This is a genomic window from Escherichia sp. HH26CH (assembly GCF_009820205.1).
Taxonomy (GTDB): domain Bacteria; phylum Pseudomonadota; class Gammaproteobacteria; order Enterobacterales; family Enterobacteriaceae; genus Escherichia; species Escherichia coli_F.
The window spans coordinates 472,630-487,398 of sequence record NZ_VNXM01000012.1 but is presented as its reverse complement, the minus strand read 5'-3'; the positions used below and the strand labels follow the sequence as shown (position 1 = coordinate 487,398).

Below are 14,769 nucleotides of genomic sequence, written 5' to 3'. Positions count from 1 at the left end.
AGGACAGCCATTGGTGGTGTTTATATGTTCAAGCCACGATGTTGCAGCATCGGCATAATCTGAGGAGCCTTACCGCGCCATTGTCGATACAGGCGTTCCAGATCTTCGCTGTTACCTCTGGAAAGGATCGCCTCGCGAAAACGCAGCCCATTTTCACGCGTTAATCCGCCCTGCTCAACAAACCACTGGTAACCATCATCGGCCAACATTTGCGTCCACAGATAAGCGTAATAACCTGCGGCATATCCGCCCCCAAAAATATGGGCGAAATAACTGCTGCGATAGCGTGGCGGTATAGCAGGAAGATCCATATTTTCCGCCACCAGCGCCCGCAATTCGAAATCATCGACATCCTGCATTGCTTCGTTTTCTTCCAGGCAATGCCAGCGCATATCGAGAAGTGCGGCGCTAAGCAGTTCGCTCATCTCATACCCTTTGTTGAACAGGCTGGCTTTACGCATTTTCTGTTGCAGTTCGTCAGGCATTGCTGCCCCGCTCTGATAATGCCGGGCGTAGCGAGCGAATACCTGCGGATGCGTTGCCCAGTGTTCGTTGATTTGCGATGGAAATTCGACAAAATCACGCGGCGTGTTGGTACCGGAAAGCGTGGCATAACGCTGGCGGGCAAAAAGGCCGTGCAGCGTATGACCAAATTCATGGAATAAGGTTATCACATCATCCCAGAGTAACAACGCAGGTTCACCGGCAGCGGGTTTCTGATAATTGCAGACGTTATAAATTACCGGATGCGTTTCATTCAGCGTTGATTGCTCAACAAAATTGCCCATCCATGCACCGCCGCTTTTTGAATCACGGGCGAAGAAATCACCGTAAAATAACGCCAGCCCCACGCCATTATGATCAAAAATTTCCCACACACGAACGTCAGGATGGTAGACAGGAATATCAAAACGTTCGACAAACTTAATACCGAAGAGCTGATTCGCGGTCCAGAATACACCTTCATTCAACACCGTGTTTAATTCAAAATATGGCTTGAGCTGCGCCTCATCAAGATCAAATTTCTCCCGCCGTACCTGTTCGGCATAAAATGCCCAGTCCCACGGCTGCACGCTAAACCCGCCCTGCTGCTTATCGATAACCGCCTGTATGGAGGCTAATTCATCGCTCGCACGTTGACGCGCCGCTGGAACAATTTCCCGCATAAAGTTAAGTGCTGCTTCAGGTGTTTTTGCCATCTGATCGGCGATTTTCCATGCAGCATAATGAGGGAAACCAAGCAGTTTTGCCTGCTGCGCGCGGATCTCCACAAGCCGTTGAATAATGGCACGGGTATCGTTAGCGTCATTTTTTTCTGCCCGCGTCCAGCCCGCAGCGAATAGTTTTTCACGCGTCGCGCGATCGCGCAGTTCAGCAAGCGCCGGTTGCTGGGTGGTATTCAGCAGCGGAATAAGCCATTTGTTATCAAGACCTTTCTCGCGAGCCGCCTCTGCCGCCAGCGCAATCTCCTGTTCGCTCATCCCAGCCAGTTGCGCAATATCGTCCAGAACCAGACCGCCGGATTTATTTGCCGCAAGTAACCGCTGGTTAAACTGGCTGGTCAGGGTCGCAGCTTCTGTATTAAGAACTTTTAATTTTGCTTTATCAGCTTGTGCAAGTTTGGCTCCGGCAAGGACAAAACGTTGATGAATAACCTCCACCAGGCGAATGGATTCACTATCAAGCCCCTCGGATTCACGTCGCTGCCAGACAGCATCTACTCGCGCGAATAATTCACCGTTCAGATAGATATCATTAGCCAGTTCTGCCAGTTCAGCGGAAAACTGCTCATCAAGACGCTGTAATTCATCATTGGTATGCGCCGCAGTCATCGCAAAAAAAACGCTGGTGACGCGGGTCAGCAGTTCCCCACTCTGCTCCAGTGCCAGAATAGTATTGTTGAAATCAGGTGTTTGCGGGTTGAGCGCAATGGCGGCAATTTCGGCCCGCTTTTGCTGCATTCCCTCATCAAATGCCGGTCGATAGTGATGATTGGCAATTTGATCAAAATGGGGAGCCAGATACGGCAGTGTGCTTTGCACAAGGAAAGGATTCATTGTTGTCATTTTCTTCTCCTGAACGCGAGGTGTTCCATAGCGTAGGCTTACTGATAACGGAGTGCAATCTTGCAAACCAGTATTACCCGCTCTTAAGCATCACGTGCTATGTTATTGACACACAAAAGCGTTGAGGAACAGTGAGATGATCGTTTTAGTAACTGGAGCAACGGCAGGTTTTGGTGAATGCATTACTCGTCGTTTTATTCAACAAGGGCATAAAGTTATCGCCACTGGCCGTCGCCAGGAGCGGTTGCAGGAGTTAAAAGACGAACTGGGTGATAATCTGTATATCGCCCAACTGGACGTTCGTAATCGCGCCGCTATTGAAGAGATGCTGGCATCGCTTCCTGCCGAGTGGTGCAATATTGATATCCTGGTAAACAATGCCGGTCTGGCGCTGGGCATGGAGCCTGCGCATAAAGCCAGCGTTGAAGACTGGGAAACGATGATTGATACCAACAACAAAGGCCTGGTATATATGACGCGGGCCGTCTTACCGGGTATGGTTGAACGTAATCACGGTCATATCATTAACATTGGCTCCACGGCAGGCAGCTGGCCGTATGCTGGTGGTAACGTTTATGGTGCGACGAAAGCGTTTGTTCGTCAGTTCAGCCTTAATCTACGCACAGATCTGCACGGTACGGCAGTACGTGTCACAGACATCGAACCGGGGCTGGTGGGTGGCACCGAGTTTTCTAATGTCCGCTTTAAAGGTGATGACGGTAAAGCCGAAAAAACCTATCAAAACACAGTTGCATTGACGCCAGAAGATGTCAGCGAAGCCGTCTGGTGGGTGTCAACGCTGCCTGCTCACGTCAATATCAATACCCTGGAAATGATGCCGGTTACCCAAAGCTATGCCGGACTGAATGTCCACCGTCAGTAATTTTTATACCCGGCGTAACTGCCGGGTTATTGCTTGTCACAAAAAAGTGGTAGACTCATGCAGTTAACTCACTCACAAGCAAGAACGAATGACCGTCGAAACGCAACTTAATCCCACACAGCCTGTCAATCAGCAGATTTATCGTATTCTTCGCCGCGACATTGTCCATTGCCTGATTGCACCAGGCACACCGTTGTCGGAAAAAGAAGTTTCTGTTCGTTTCAATGTGTCACGCCAGCCGGTTCGTGAAGCCTTTATTAAACTGGCGGAAAACGGCCTGATTCAAATTCGTCCGCAGCGTGGCAGCTACGTCAACAAAATTTCCATGGCCCAGGTGCACAACGGCAGTTTTATCCGTCAGGCCATTGAGTGCGCGGTGGCGCGTCGGGCGGCGAGCATGATTACCGAAAGCCAGTGCTACCAACTGGAACAAAATCTTCACCAGCAACGCATTGCCATTGAGCGCAAGCAACTGGATGATTTTTTTGAACTTGATGACAACTTCCATCAACTCCTGACGCAGATTGCCGACTGTCAACTGGCGTGGGATACCATTGAGAACCTGAAAGCGACCGTTGATCGCGTGCGCTATATGAGTTTCGACCACGTTTCTCCACCAGAAATGCTGTTACGCCAGCATCTTGAGATTTTCTCTGCCCTGCAAAAACGTGATGGCGATGCGGTAGAACGTGCAATGACGCAACATTTGCAGGAAATCAGCGAATCCGTGCGCCAGATCCGCCAGGAAAACAGCGACTGGTTTAGCGAAGAGTAATTCATTTCCTCTCATCCCATCCGGGGTGAGAGTTTTTCCCTCCGTCATATGGCTCATGCATGCATCAAAAAAGATGTGAGCTTGATCAAAAACAAAAAATATTTCACTCGACAGGAGTATTTATATTGCGCCCGTTACGTGGGCTTCGACTGTAAATCAGAAAGGAGAAAACACCTATGACGACCTACGATCGTAACCGTAACGCAATCACCACTGGCAGCCGTGTTATGGTTAGCGGCACCGGTCACACTGGCAAGATCCTGTCGATTGATACTGAAGGTCTGACCGCTGAGCAAATCCGCCGCGGAAAAACCGTAGTTGTTGAAGGTTGTGAAGAGAAACTGGCACCACTGGACCTGATTCGTCTCGGCATGAACTAAGCGTGTGAATGCCGCCGATGGCGGCATTGCTTTTTTTACTTCACGGAATATTTCGCCACGGTCGCTTTCGCGCCATGCGCTAATAACGACAAGTACGCTTCCGTCACTTTTGCAGTAAACAAGCTATTGCCCGGTAAATCATCACCAAAGATCGCCTTAATCGCCAGCAATGACTGGACGCGCGCTGTCCCTTCAGCACTACTTTGTACTGCCTTCTGAATAACAGGTAACAGTGGGTCACTGATTTCTATCTGATTTCCCTGTTCATCAACACCACCGACATAACGCATCCAACCCGCGACGCCCAGCGCCAGCAGATCGAACTTGCTGTCATGCGCCAGATGCCAGCGAACAGAATCCAACATCCGCTGTGGCAATTTCTGGCTGCCATCCATCGCAATCTGCCAGGTTCGATGGCGTAACGCTGGATTACTGTAGCGTTCAATTAGTCGATCCGCATAATTTTGCAGATCCACGCCCTGCACTTTCAGCGTCGGCGCCTGTTCCTGCAACATCAAGGCATGTGCCGCACGGCGATAATTTTCATCTTCCATGCAGTCATTAATGTGCTGATATCCCGCAAGATATCCCAGATACGCCAGGAATGAATGACTGCCGTTGAGCATGCGCAACTTCATCTCTTCATAAGGCAGCACATCACTCACCAGTTCGGCTCCCGCTTTTTCCCATTCCGGACGTCCGGCAACAAAGTTATCTTCTATTACCCACTGGCGGAAAGGTTCACAGGCAACGCCAGCAGGATCGCGCACACCGGTAAGTTGTTCGATTTTCGCCAGCGTATCCTCTGTCACTGCGGGCACAATACGGTCCACCATTGTTGATGGGAAAGTCACGTTTTCTTCGATCCATTGTGCCAGTTTTACATCAACAGCTTGCGCGTAGGAAGTGACAACGTCACGCATAACATGACCGTTTTCTGGCATGTTGTCACATGACATGACGGTAAATGCGGGAAGTCCTGCCGCTTTACGGCGAGCCAGCGCCTCAACAATCACCCCTGTTGCAGTTTTCGGCTGGTGGGGATTTTGCACGTCGGCAACGACCATCGGGTGATCGAGCATTAACTGTCCGGTCGCCGGAGAGTGGAAATACCCTTTTTCGGTGATTGTCAGAGAGACAATCGCGATTTGCGGTTCACACATCGCAGCCAGCACGGTTTCTAAGCCATCTATTTGTACGTGCAAGGCTTTTTTAACGACGCCAACGACGCGAGCCGTCCACGCATCGGCCGACATTTCCGCAACGGTATAAAGATTATCTTGCTGTTGTAAATCGGCAATTTGCTGTTCGCCGCCGATTAAGTTGACCTCATAATATCCCCAGTCACTGTAATGTTCCGAAGCAAGAATATCGGCATACACGCCCTGATGCGCACGGTGAAATGCACCAAAACCTAAATGAACAATTCTTGGGGCCAGGTTATTACGATCATAAACAGGGAGCGTCGCTTTTGCTGATAACAAATTATTTCCCATAACAATTCCTTAAATTTAAATATGGCAAGCTGCATGTTTTGTTATATGAATAAAAAATCCCCTCTCCGGTAAGAGAAGGGATGGAGGATTTACAGACTTCTTGAAGGTTGCGCAGCTGTTACAACACGCGGTTGATCTTCCGCGGCATCTTCCAGTGCACTTAAATCACGGTCTTTCACTTCTGGCATTTTCAGCGCAGAGATTAAACCAATCACTGAATATGCCATGATCATAATGGCGATCGGATACCAGGATTCCGTCATGGTGCAGAAAATACCCGCCAGGATAGGACCAAAACCGGAAGCGATAAGACCACCAATTTCTTTAGAAATGGCCATCCGGGTAAAGCGATTTTTACAGCCGAACATTTCTGCCATGGTAATGTTTTCCAGAGCAAATAATCCCAGTACCGCACAGTTATGAATCACAATCAGTGCAACCATAATGGTGCTCGGGGCATAGCTTTTATCTACGATGATAGAAAGCATTGGCCACGCCAGCACAATCGCAGAGGTATTCATAATAATATACGGGATCCGGCGACCAATTTTATCGGATAACCAACCAAGGAACGGAATGGTCATAAAGCCGAGAATCGAACTGATCATCAATGCATCTGTTGGAATTGCTTTGTTAAACAATAACGTCTGCACTAAATAGCCTGCAAGGAAAGTCTGAATTAAACCTGAGTTACCAGCCTGACCAAAACGCAGCCCTGTTGCCAGCCAGAAGGATTTGCTCTGGAACATGCTACCAGCAGGTGCAGGTTTTGCTGTCGGTTGGTTGCTGTCGTTAACCTTCTCAAAGACCGGGCTTTCTTTCAGATTCATACGCAACCAGATAGCAAAGACCATCACGACAACGCTCGCCAGGAACGGTATACGCCATCCCCACGCCAACAGTTCCTCTTTACTGAGAATGAAGAACATAAAGGCCCAGATTGCCGTTGCGCTCAAGGTTCCGCAGTTAGTCCCCATAGCAACAAATGAGGAGATAATTCCGCGCTTACCTTTTGGCGCATATTCCGCCAGCATCGTACCGGCACCGGAAATTTCCGCGCCTGCCCCCAGCCCCTGAATAATACGCAGCGTCACCAGCAAAATTGGCGCAAACACACCAATTTGTGCATAGGTCGGCAGCACACCAATTAAGGTGGTACAGATCCCCATCATAGTGATGGTAATAAAGAGCACTTTTTTACGCCCGATTCTGTCGCCCATTTTGCCGAAAATAAATGCTCCGACAATACGCGCCACATAACCTGCACCGTAGGTTCCCATTGCCAGAATTAACGCCATTGCCGTTGATGATTCAGGAAAAAATATTTCATGAAACACTAACGCTGCGCCGAGCGAATATAACTGGAAATCCATGAATTCAAGCGCAGTGCCCAGCCATCCCGATACTGCTGCTTTCACCAAATCCTTAGTGCTTCTTTCGTGTTTTTCTATTGTCATAATGGTTATCTCTAAAAAAGAGGTAAGATGCGTACTACTTACTCGCCGTTATTGGTATTATTCAGAAAAAGTGAGTAAGACTTTGCAGCAATGCTTTTGATCCTGTTCAAATAAACTAATGGCATCAGCAACATGCTGGAAATCAAACGTATGGGTAATTAGTTTTTCTGGTTTAATTAACCCTTTACTTAACCAGTCGATAACGACCGGGAATTTATTTGCATTTAAGCGTGAAGAGAAAATAGAGAGTTCTTTTCCGGTAATTCCTTGCTGAATCACTTCAGACGGTTCACTGGAGAAGCCCATCAATACAATACGTGCCGCTGGAGAAGCCAGCGTTACGGCTTCTTTCAGGATTGAAGGATGACAAGCCGCATCGATAATTAATGTCGGCTTTATGCCTTTTTCAGCGAAAATCTCGCCAAGCGGTGTCTGGCTGTTATTAATCGCCCAGTCTGCCCCGCTCTCTTTCGCTTTTTCCAGTCGTTCATCAATGCGATCGGCAACAATCACATTCTTAACGTTATAGACGCCTTTTAATACCTGAACGATCGTCAGGCCGATTGGACCTGCACCGTAAACCAGAACGGTATCATTTTCAGTCGGTTGACCATGACCGGTAACGTTAGCCGCAATGGTAAAAGGTTCGATCATCACCGCATATTGATCGGCCACTGCTTCAGGAATTTTCCACGCATTTTTTGCCGGCACCACGGCATATTCACTGAAACCACCGTCAGCGTGCACACCTAATACAGCCAGTGTCGTACAAACGTTCGGCTTACCTATAGAGCACGGATAGCAATGCCCACAGCTGACCACCGGATCGACAGCAACGCGTTCACCGACTCTGTCGCTTTCCACGCCTTCACCCACTGCATCAATGACGCCAAAGAATTCATGTCCAATGACGCGCGGATATTTCGCAAAAGGATTATGCCCACGATAAATATGGCTATCTGAACCACAAATTCCGGCAAGTTTCACTTTTACTCGTACTTCACCCGCTGACGGGGTGGGTATTTCGCGTTCGATAATTGCCAGTTGATTCGGTTTTTCAATTAAAATGCTTTTCATTATCTTACTCCTTACCAGTTCCACAGCGTGCCATCTTCCAGACGTGCGACTGGCAGATAAGCAGGTTCATAGGGATATTTCGCCGCCAGCTTTTCATCGAATTCGATGCCAAGACCCGGTTTGTCTCCCGGATGCATATAGCCGTTATCGAAAATCCAGTTGTGCGGGAAGACTTCGAGCATTTGTTCGGAATAGCCCATGTATTCCTGGACACCGAAATTGGGGACCCACAGATCAAAGTGCAGCGCCGCAGCCATGCAGACTGGTGACAAATCGGAAGGACCGTGTGAGCCAGTACGTACCTGATACAACGAAGCAAAATCGGCAATCCGGCGCATACCGGTAATTCCGCCTGCATGGGTCAGCGTGGTGCGGATATAATCGATAAGTTGCTCTTCAATCAGTTGCTTGCAGTCCCAGATGCTGTTGAAGACTTCACCCACCGCGATGGGTGTGACGGTATGTTGGCGAATGAGACGGAAGCATTCCTGGTTTTCCGCAGGCGTCGGGTCTTCCATCCAGAACATGCGATAATCTTCAATGCTTTTACCAAAGCGCGCCGCTTCAATAGGCGTTAAGCGATGGTGCATGTCATGCAGCAAATGTTCATTAAAACCAAACTTGTTACGTACCGCGTCAAACAATTTCGGCATGAAATCGAGGTATTTCTCCGTCGACCACAGCTGCTCTTCCGGCCACTGTCCTTTGGTTGCGGGTTCATAAGCCAGACCTTTGCCTTTCGACATGCCGTAGGTGGTTTTCATACCAGGGATTCCGCACTGCACGCGGATGGCTTTGAATCCCAGCTCCTGATGACGGGCATAATCATCCAGAGCTTCATCAATACTGTGACCGGTGGTATGGCAATAAACCATCACCCCTTCACGAGACGCGCCGCCGAGTAACTGGTAAAGCGGCATGTTGGCAGCTTTGGCTTTAATATCCCACAGCGCCATATCAACCGCTGAAATGGCCGACATCGTCACCGGACCGCGACGCCAGTACGCACCTTTATAGAAAAACTGCCAGATATCTTCGATACGCTGTGCATCGCGACCAATAAGCTGCGGACAAAGGTGATCCTGCAAATAAGAGGCCACGGAAAGCTCACGTCCATTGAGGGTGGCATCCCCAAGGCCCGTAATACCGTCCTCAGTGGTGATTTTTAATGTGACGAAATTACGCCCCGGACAGGTAACAAAAACTTCAGCCTTTACGATCTTCATGTTCGATTCCTTGCATCGCTTGTCGTGATGCATGAAATCTACGCAACTGAGCTACTACCATACAAGTATGAAAAACGAAAAAAGCCGGAGTGATCACAAAAAAAGGCGTATATTTGCGCCGTGAATGGTTGACAAAAGATGAAATAGAATACCTTTTGTCAGCTGACACTTCCTTGTATCTTATTGATAAAATGAATTTATGTCCTTACGCGCGCCCCCAGCCCGCAACAATGATCAACATGCCGCAAAGCGCAATCAACGCCCCCGTCCAGTCATAAAGACTCAGTTTCACGCCATCCACAACGCGCAGCCAAATCAACGCCGTGCAGACATAAACGCCACCATAAGCCGCGTAAACACGCCCACTCGCCGCAGGATGCAACGTTAACAACCAGACAAACAGTGCCAGAGAAATCCCCGCCGGAAGCAACAGCCAGATACTGGCGTTTCGTTTTAACCACAACCAGGGCAGAAAGCATCCAATAATTTCACACAGCGCAGTAGCAAAAAACAGTAACGTTGTTTTAATCATCTTTGTCACTTATTGACATCATGTATAGTTATAGGGCGACATAATATCATCAATATAAACATCCTCCCGGTGCGTTTTGCGTTCACAGTGGATGGTGTAGAATCGCCTTTAATCATTCACACAAGGAATGAATTATGAAAGTCACTCTCAGCAAACGAATCGGCCTGCTCGCTTTTCTGCTGCCTTGCACACTGGCATTGAGCACAACTGTTCATGCCGAAACTAACAAACTGGTGATTGAGTCTGGCGACAGTGCACAAAGCCGCCAGCACGCCGCTATGGAAAAAGAGCAATGGAATGACACGCGCAATCTGCGCCAGAAAGTGAATAAACGCACTGAAAAAGAGTGGGATAAAGCCGACGCCGCTTTTGATAACCGCGATAAATGCGAGCAAAGTGCCAACATCAATGCCTACTGGGAGCCAAATACATTGCGCTGCCTGGACCGTCGAACTGGCCGCGTTATTACCCCCTAACCTGTTATTGATTTAAGGAATGTAAGGACACGTTATGCCAAGCGCCCACAGTGTTAAGCTACGTCCGCTGGAGCGTGAAGATTTACGCTATGTACATCAACTCGACAATAACGCCAGTGTGATGCGTTACTGGTTTGAGGAACCCTACGAAGCCTTTGTTGAACTCTCTGATCTGTACGATAAGCATATTCACGATCAGAGCGAGCGGCGCTTTGTGGTGGAATGTGACGGCGAAAAAGCCGGTCTGGTGGAGCTGGTGGAAATTAACCATGTCCATCGCCGCGCAGAATTTCAGATAATTATCTCCCCGGAGTATCAGGGGAAAGGTCTGGCTACCCGCGCCGCAAAATTAGCAATGGACTATGGCTTCACCGTTCTCAATCTTTATAAGCTGTATCTGATCGTCGATAAAGAGAACGAAAAAGCAATTCACATTTACCGTAAGCTTGGCTTTACGGTTGAAGGTGAATTGATGCATGAGTTCTTTATTAATGGTCAATATCGGAATGCCATTCGCATGTGCATATTCCAGCATCAGTATCTGGCAGAGCACAAAACACCGGGGCAGACTCTCCTGAAGCCGACCGCACAATAGCATTAATAATAATCGATAGTATTTTTGATGGTATAAACCCGTTCGACGGCGGGTTTTACTCCTTCATCAACAATGATTAGCTGACAGTCCACCGGATTGGCGTGACTGTCATATTCACAGCTCTGTTTTACATTACCTACCCGTTGATTATTCAGTAAAGTAACCGCGGTGTAATCTAATTTTTTGATCGGATCCGTTGATGGCGTGGCGCTGACAGATAATGTTTTGTCGTTACTTTTCGTGGTTTTACCCAGCGGATACCCCTGCTCATCATAGCGATATTCCATCTGCATCTGTTTGCTGCTGGCTTTAATCACAAAGCCATTATCATCGGTTTCCCAACTCACCCCGGCAGAAGGTAATTCTGCTAGCTGGCATTTTCCCTGTAAACGTACTCTTTTCTCCAGCGTCTGGGCATCACGGTAATAATTGGCGTCCAATACCAGGGCAACCACGGTATTATTTTCCAGATCCAGTAATTCGAGTGAATCAAAACAGCCTTCTTCCGACAAAGTCCCCGAAACACGTTTCGTCACTTCACCTTGCTCATCCATTAATGTCTGAGTGAAATCTTTTACCGGACCACGCAGCGGATCAAAATCGAATTCATTAGAGAAACTGGCCATCTCAGGGGTAAATGAAAGTGTTACCTCTGTGCGGTCACATCCTGTGAGTAATATCGCGAGTAAGCATGGTAGTAATTTGTATTTCACAACAGTCACCAGACAGTAGAGATGATTCTCAATCATAGTAGCAAATACAGTACTTTACACGTTAAATGCTATGCTTAAAGAAGTTATATTCGCGTAAGGAGCTTATGATGAAACTCTCAACTTGCTGTGCCGCGCTTCTGCTCGCCCTCGCCTCACCCACGGTACTCGCCGTCCCGGTTTCCTGTGAGCGCATAAAGAGCGATATATCACAGCGTATTATCAATAATGGCGTACCTGAAAGCAGCTTCACGTTAAGTATTGTACCCAATGACCAGGTTGATCAGCCTGATTCCCAGGTCGTCGGGCATTGCGCCAATGATACGCATAAAATTCTTTACACCCGCACCACCAGCGGTAACGTCTCTGCCCCCGCGCAGTCTACTCAGGATGGCGCGCCTGCCGAACCGCAGTAACACATTATTGACTAAACGCCGGATTCAACAGGTCCGGCGATATGAACATACAACATAATCCCGCCTTATTACTCATACCCTTCTATTGATATGGATTAATAATTCTTAACCCAAAATGGGTAGACTCCCTCTATTGTTAGCGCGCTAAATATTCAATATATAAACTTTTATATAACGATAAAGAACAGGGAGTGAGTTATGTCCAAAAATGAACAAATGGTGGGCATCAGCCGCAGAACACTCGTTAAATCTACCGCGATAGGTTCTCTGGCGCTGGCTGCAGGCGGTTTTTCTTTACCGTTCACCCTGCGCAGTGCAGCGGCAGCGGTACAACAGGCCAGCGAAAAAGTGGTCTGGGGTGCCTGTTCCGTCAACTGTGGTAGCCGCTGTGCACTTCGTCTACATGTTAAAGATAATGAAGTCACCTGGGTGGAAACTGACAACACCGGCAGCGACGAGTATGGCAATCATCAAGTACGCGCCTGTTTGCGCGGTCGGTCCATCCGTCGGCGTATTAATCATCCCGATCGCTTGAATTATCCAATGAAACGCGTGGGCAAACGCGGCGAAGGCAAATTCGAACGGATTAGCTGGGATGAAGCCCTGGATACTATCGCCAGTAGCCTGAAGAAAACCGTCGAACAATATGGCAATGAGGCTGTATATATTCAGTACTCTTCGGGGATCGTTGGCGGCAATATGACCCGCTCTTCGCCATCAGCCTCGGCGGTCAAACGCCTGATGAACTGCTACGGCGGTTCACTCAACCAGTATGGCTCCTACAGCACTGCGCAAATTTCCTGTGCCATGCCCTACACCTACGGCAGTAATGATGGCAACAGCACCACGGATATTGAAAACAGCAAGCTGGTCGTTATGTTTGGTAACAACCCGGCAGAAACCCGCATGAGCGGCGGTGGGATCACTTATCTGCTTGAAAAAGCGCGCGAGAAATCGAACGCAAAAATGATTGTTATCGATCCGCGATATACCGACACGGCTGCCGGTCGTGAAGACGAATGGATTCCTATTCGCCCGGGCACTGATGCCGCGCTGGTAGCGGGCATTGCCTGGGTATTGATTAACGAAAATCTCGTTGATCAACCTTTTCTCGATAAATACTGCGTCGGTTATGACGAAAAAACCTTACCCGCAGATGCACCAAAAAATGGCCACTATAAAGCCTATATTCTTGGTGATGGTGACGATAAAACAGCAAAAACGCCGCAGTGGGCTTCGCAAATTACCGGTATCCCGGTGGACCGTATCATCAAACTGGCGCGTGAAATCGGCACAGCAAAACCCGCTTATATCTGCCAGGGCTGGGGACCGCAACGCCAGGCAAACGGTGAGCTGACCGCACGCGCTATTGCGATGTTGCCTATTCTGACGGGCAATGTCGGCATCAGCGGCGGAAATAGTGGCGCGCGTGAATCCACCTATACCATTACCATAGAACGCCTGCCGGTGCTGGATAATCCGGTCAAAACATCAATCTCCTGCTTCAGCTGGACGGATGCTATCGATCATGGCCCGCAAATGACGGCAATCCGCGACGGCGTCCGCGGCAAAGATAAACTGGATGTGCCCATTAAGTTCATCTGGAACTACGCGGGAAATACCCTGGTTAATCAGCATTCTGACATTAACAAAACGCATGAAATTCTGCAGGACGAATCGAAATGCGAAATGATTGTGGTCATCGAAAACTTTATGACCTCATCGGCAAAATATGCCGACATTCTGCTGCCAGACCTGATGACCGTTGAGCAGGAAGATATTATTCCTAACGACTACGCCGGTAACATGGGATATCTCATTTTCCTTCAGCCAGTCACCAGCGAAAAATTCGAACGCAAACCGATTTACTGGATCCTGAGTGAAGTCGCGAAACGTCTTGGACCTGACGTCTATCAAAAGTTCACTGAAGGTCGCACCCAGGAACAATGGTTACAACATCTGTACGCCAAAATGCTTGCCAAAGATCCGGCGTTACCGTCTTACGACGAACTGAAAAAAATGGGTATCTATAAGCGTAAAGATCCCAATGGTCATTTTGTCGCCTACAAAGCATTTCGTGACGACCCCGAGACAAATCCACTTAAAACGCCTTCCGGTAAGATCGAAATTTATTCCAGCAAACTGGCGGAAATTGCCCGTACCTGGGAACTGGAAAAAGATGAAGTAATAAGCCCACTGCCGGTTTATGCCTCAACTTTCGAAGGCTGGGACGCCCCTGAACGTAGTACCTTCCCGCTACAACTGTTTGGTTTCCATTACAAATCCCGTACTCACTCGACCTACGGCAACATTGATGTCCTGAAGGCAGCCTGCCGTCAGGAAGTGTGGATCAACCCTATAGATGCACAGAAACGTGGGATTGCCAACGGCGATATGGTGCGGGTGTTTAACCATCGTGGCGAAGTTCGGTTACCGGCCAAAGTGACACCACGCATTCTGCCAGGAGTCAGCGCTATGGGCCAGGGAGCCTGGCACGAAGCCGATATGTCTGGCGATAAAATCGACCACGGCGGCTGTGTGAATACGCTAACCACTCTGCGCCCTTCACCACTGGCGAAGGGAAACCCGCAGCACACTAATCTGGTCGAGATCGAAAAAATATAACCCACTACGACCATAAATTTTGACATGACATTTTGTTTGAAAAGCAATAAGTGAG

The 14,769-nt window shown here is 48.6% G+C and carries 14 protein-coding genes; 7 read left to right on the top strand and 7 right to left on the bottom strand.

Going from position 1 to position 14,769, the window contains the following annotated elements:
- Nucleotides 1–20: 20 nt before the first annotated feature.
- A complete protein-coding gene (gene dcp, locus FQ015_RS04385) occupies nt 21–2,066 on the bottom strand; it encodes a peptidyl-dipeptidase Dcp (protein WP_160523740.1) in 2,046 nt (681 codons plus the stop codon).
- Nucleotides 2,067–2,202: 136 nt separating this feature from the next.
- On the opposite strand from dcp, the gene ydfG reads away from it, so the two are divergent.
- The 3 genes from ydfG (at nt 2,203) to ydfZ (ending at nt 4,104) form a co-directional block, all read left to right on the top strand.
- A complete protein-coding gene (ydfG, locus tag FQ015_RS04380) occupies nt 2,203–2,949 on the top strand; it encodes a bifunctional NADP-dependent 3-hydroxy acid dehydrogenase/3-hydroxypropionate dehydrogenase YdfG (RefSeq protein WP_000636571.1) in 747 nt (248 codons plus the stop codon).
- Between the two features lie 88 nt (nt 2,950–3,037).
- Nucleotides 3,038–3,724 carry a DNA-binding transcriptional regulator rspR gene (gene rspR, locus FQ015_RS04375; protein WP_000215540.1) on the top strand — a complete coding sequence of 229 codons (687 nt, stop codon included), beginning with the start codon at nt 3,038–3,040 and terminating at the stop codon, nt 3,722–3,724.
- A gap of 176 nt (nt 3,725–3,900) precedes the next feature.
- Nucleotides 3,901–4,104 (top strand): putative selenium delivery protein YdfZ, encoded by a 204-nt coding sequence (gene ydfZ / locus FQ015_RS04370; protein ID WP_000214712.1) that lies wholly within the window; start codon nt 3,901–3,903, stop codon nt 4,102–4,104.
- Nucleotides 4,105–4,139: 35 nt separating this feature from the next.
- Here the strand turns inward: ydfZ and FQ015_RS04365 are convergent, their stop codons facing one another.
- The 5 genes from FQ015_RS04365 to FQ015_RS04345 all read right to left on the bottom strand — a co-directional run bounded on the left by FQ015_RS04365 (nt 4,140) and on the right by FQ015_RS04345 (nt 9,892).
- A complete protein-coding gene (locus tag FQ015_RS04365) occupies nt 4,140–5,600 on the bottom strand; it encodes a mannitol dehydrogenase family protein (RefSeq protein WP_160523739.1) in 1,461 nt (486 codons plus the stop codon).
- 89 nt (nt 5,601–5,689) lie between these two features.
- Nucleotides 5,690–7,057: an MHS family MFS transporter YdfJ gene (gene ydfJ, locus FQ015_RS04360; protein ID WP_000151245.1), complete on the bottom strand. Its 1,368-nt coding sequence runs from the start codon at nt 7,055–7,057 to the stop codon at nt 5,690–5,692.
- A 57-nt stretch (nt 7,058–7,114) separates the two neighbouring features.
- On the bottom strand, nt 7,115–8,134 hold the full coding sequence (locus FQ015_RS04355; RefSeq protein WP_000836045.1) for a Zn-dependent oxidoreductase: 1,020 nt from the start codon (nt 8,132–8,134) through the stop codon (nt 7,115–7,117).
- An 11-nt stretch (nt 8,135–8,145) separates the two neighbouring features.
- Nucleotides 8,146–9,360 (bottom strand): starvation-sensing protein RspA, encoded by a 1,215-nt coding sequence (gene rspA / locus FQ015_RS04350; protein WP_039021285.1) that lies wholly within the window; start codon nt 9,358–9,360, stop codon nt 8,146–8,148.
- Between the two features lie 205 nt (nt 9,361–9,565).
- Nucleotides 9,566–9,892, bottom strand: a complete 327-nt coding sequence (locus tag FQ015_RS04345; protein WP_001314753.1) for a YnfA family protein — start codon at nt 9,890–9,892, stop codon at nt 9,566–9,568.
- A 134-nt stretch (nt 9,893–10,026) separates the two neighbouring features.
- Between FQ015_RS04345 and FQ015_RS04340 the strand changes: the two genes are divergently transcribed.
- Together FQ015_RS04340 and speG are read left to right on the top strand one after the other, a co-directional pair.
- On the top strand, nt 10,027–10,368 hold the full coding sequence (locus FQ015_RS04340) for a DUF1283 family protein (protein ID WP_039021284.1): 342 nt from the start codon (nt 10,027–10,029) through the stop codon (nt 10,366–10,368).
- A 34-nt stretch (nt 10,369–10,402) separates the two neighbouring features.
- Nucleotides 10,403–10,963, top strand: coding sequence for a spermidine N1-acetyltransferase (speG, locus tag FQ015_RS04335; protein WP_001138584.1), 561 nt, complete (start codon nt 10,403–10,405; stop codon nt 10,961–10,963).
- Nucleotides 10,964–10,965: 2 nt separating this feature from the next.
- Here speG and FQ015_RS04330 read toward each other — a convergent pair whose 3' ends face one another.
- Complete coding sequence (locus FQ015_RS04330; RefSeq protein WP_077760064.1) at nt 10,966–11,676, bottom strand: YnfC family lipoprotein; 711 nt, start codon at nt 11,674–11,676, stop codon at nt 10,966–10,968.
- A gap of 107 nt (nt 11,677–11,783) precedes the next feature.
- Here FQ015_RS04330 and FQ015_RS04325 point away from each other — a divergent pair, with 107 nt between their 5' ends.
- Entirely contained in the window at nt 11,784–12,089 is a 306-nt protein-coding gene (locus FQ015_RS04325; RefSeq protein WP_039021283.1) for a DUF1161 domain-containing protein, read from the top strand.
- Nucleotides 12,090–12,287: 198 nt separating this feature from the next.
- The gene (ynfE, locus tag FQ015_RS04320; RefSeq protein WP_039021282.1) at nt 12,288–14,714 is read left to right on the top strand and encodes a selenate/tellurate reductase subunit YnfE; all 2,427 of its coding nucleotides are present in this window, start codon (nt 12,288–12,290) and stop codon (nt 14,712–14,714) included.
- Nucleotides 14,715–14,769 lie beyond the last annotated feature (55 nt).

What these genes read in the sequence shown, in the direction of transcription:
- rspR (WP_000215540.1), top strand. Translation starts at nt 3,038, where the DNA reads ATGACCGTCGAAACGCAACTTAATCCCACACAGCCTGTCAATCAGCAG.
- FQ015_RS04355 (WP_000836045.1), bottom strand. Translation starts at nt 8,134, where the DNA reads ATGAAAAGCATTTTAATTGAAAAACCGAATCAACTGGCAATTATCGAA.
- rspA (WP_039021285.1), bottom strand. Translation starts at nt 9,360, where the DNA reads ATGAAGATCGTAAAGGCTGAAGTTTTTGTTACCTGTCCGGGGCGTAAT.
- ydfZ (WP_000214712.1), top strand. Translation starts at nt 3,901, where the DNA reads ATGACGACCTACGATCGTAACCGTAACGCAATCACCACTGGCAGCCGT.
- dcp (WP_160523740.1), bottom strand. Translation starts at nt 2,066, where the DNA reads ATGACAACAATGAATCCTTTCCTTGTGCAAAGCACACTGCCGTATCTG.
- ydfG (WP_000636571.1), top strand. Translation starts at nt 2,203, where the DNA reads ATGATCGTTTTAGTAACTGGAGCAACGGCAGGTTTTGGTGAATGCATT.
- FQ015_RS04345 (WP_001314753.1), bottom strand. Translation starts at nt 9,892, where the DNA reads ATGATTAAAACAACGTTACTGTTTTTTGCTACTGCGCTGTGTGAAATT.
- ydfJ (WP_000151245.1), bottom strand. Translation starts at nt 7,057, where the DNA reads ATGACAATAGAAAAACACGAAAGAAGCACTAAGGATTTGGTGAAAGCA.
- ynfE (WP_039021282.1), top strand. Translation starts at nt 12,288, where the DNA reads ATGTCCAAAAATGAACAAATGGTGGGCATCAGCCGCAGAACACTCGTT.
- FQ015_RS04325 (WP_039021283.1), top strand. Translation starts at nt 11,784, where the DNA reads ATGAAACTCTCAACTTGCTGTGCCGCGCTTCTGCTCGCCCTCGCCTCA.
- speG (WP_001138584.1), top strand. Translation starts at nt 10,403, where the DNA reads ATGCCAAGCGCCCACAGTGTTAAGCTACGTCCGCTGGAGCGTGAAGAT.
- FQ015_RS04365 (WP_160523739.1), bottom strand. Translation starts at nt 5,600, where the DNA reads ATGGGAAATAATTTGTTATCAGCAAAAGCGACGCTCCCTGTTTATGAT.
- FQ015_RS04340 (WP_039021284.1), top strand. Translation starts at nt 10,027, where the DNA reads ATGAAAGTCACTCTCAGCAAACGAATCGGCCTGCTCGCTTTTCTGCTG.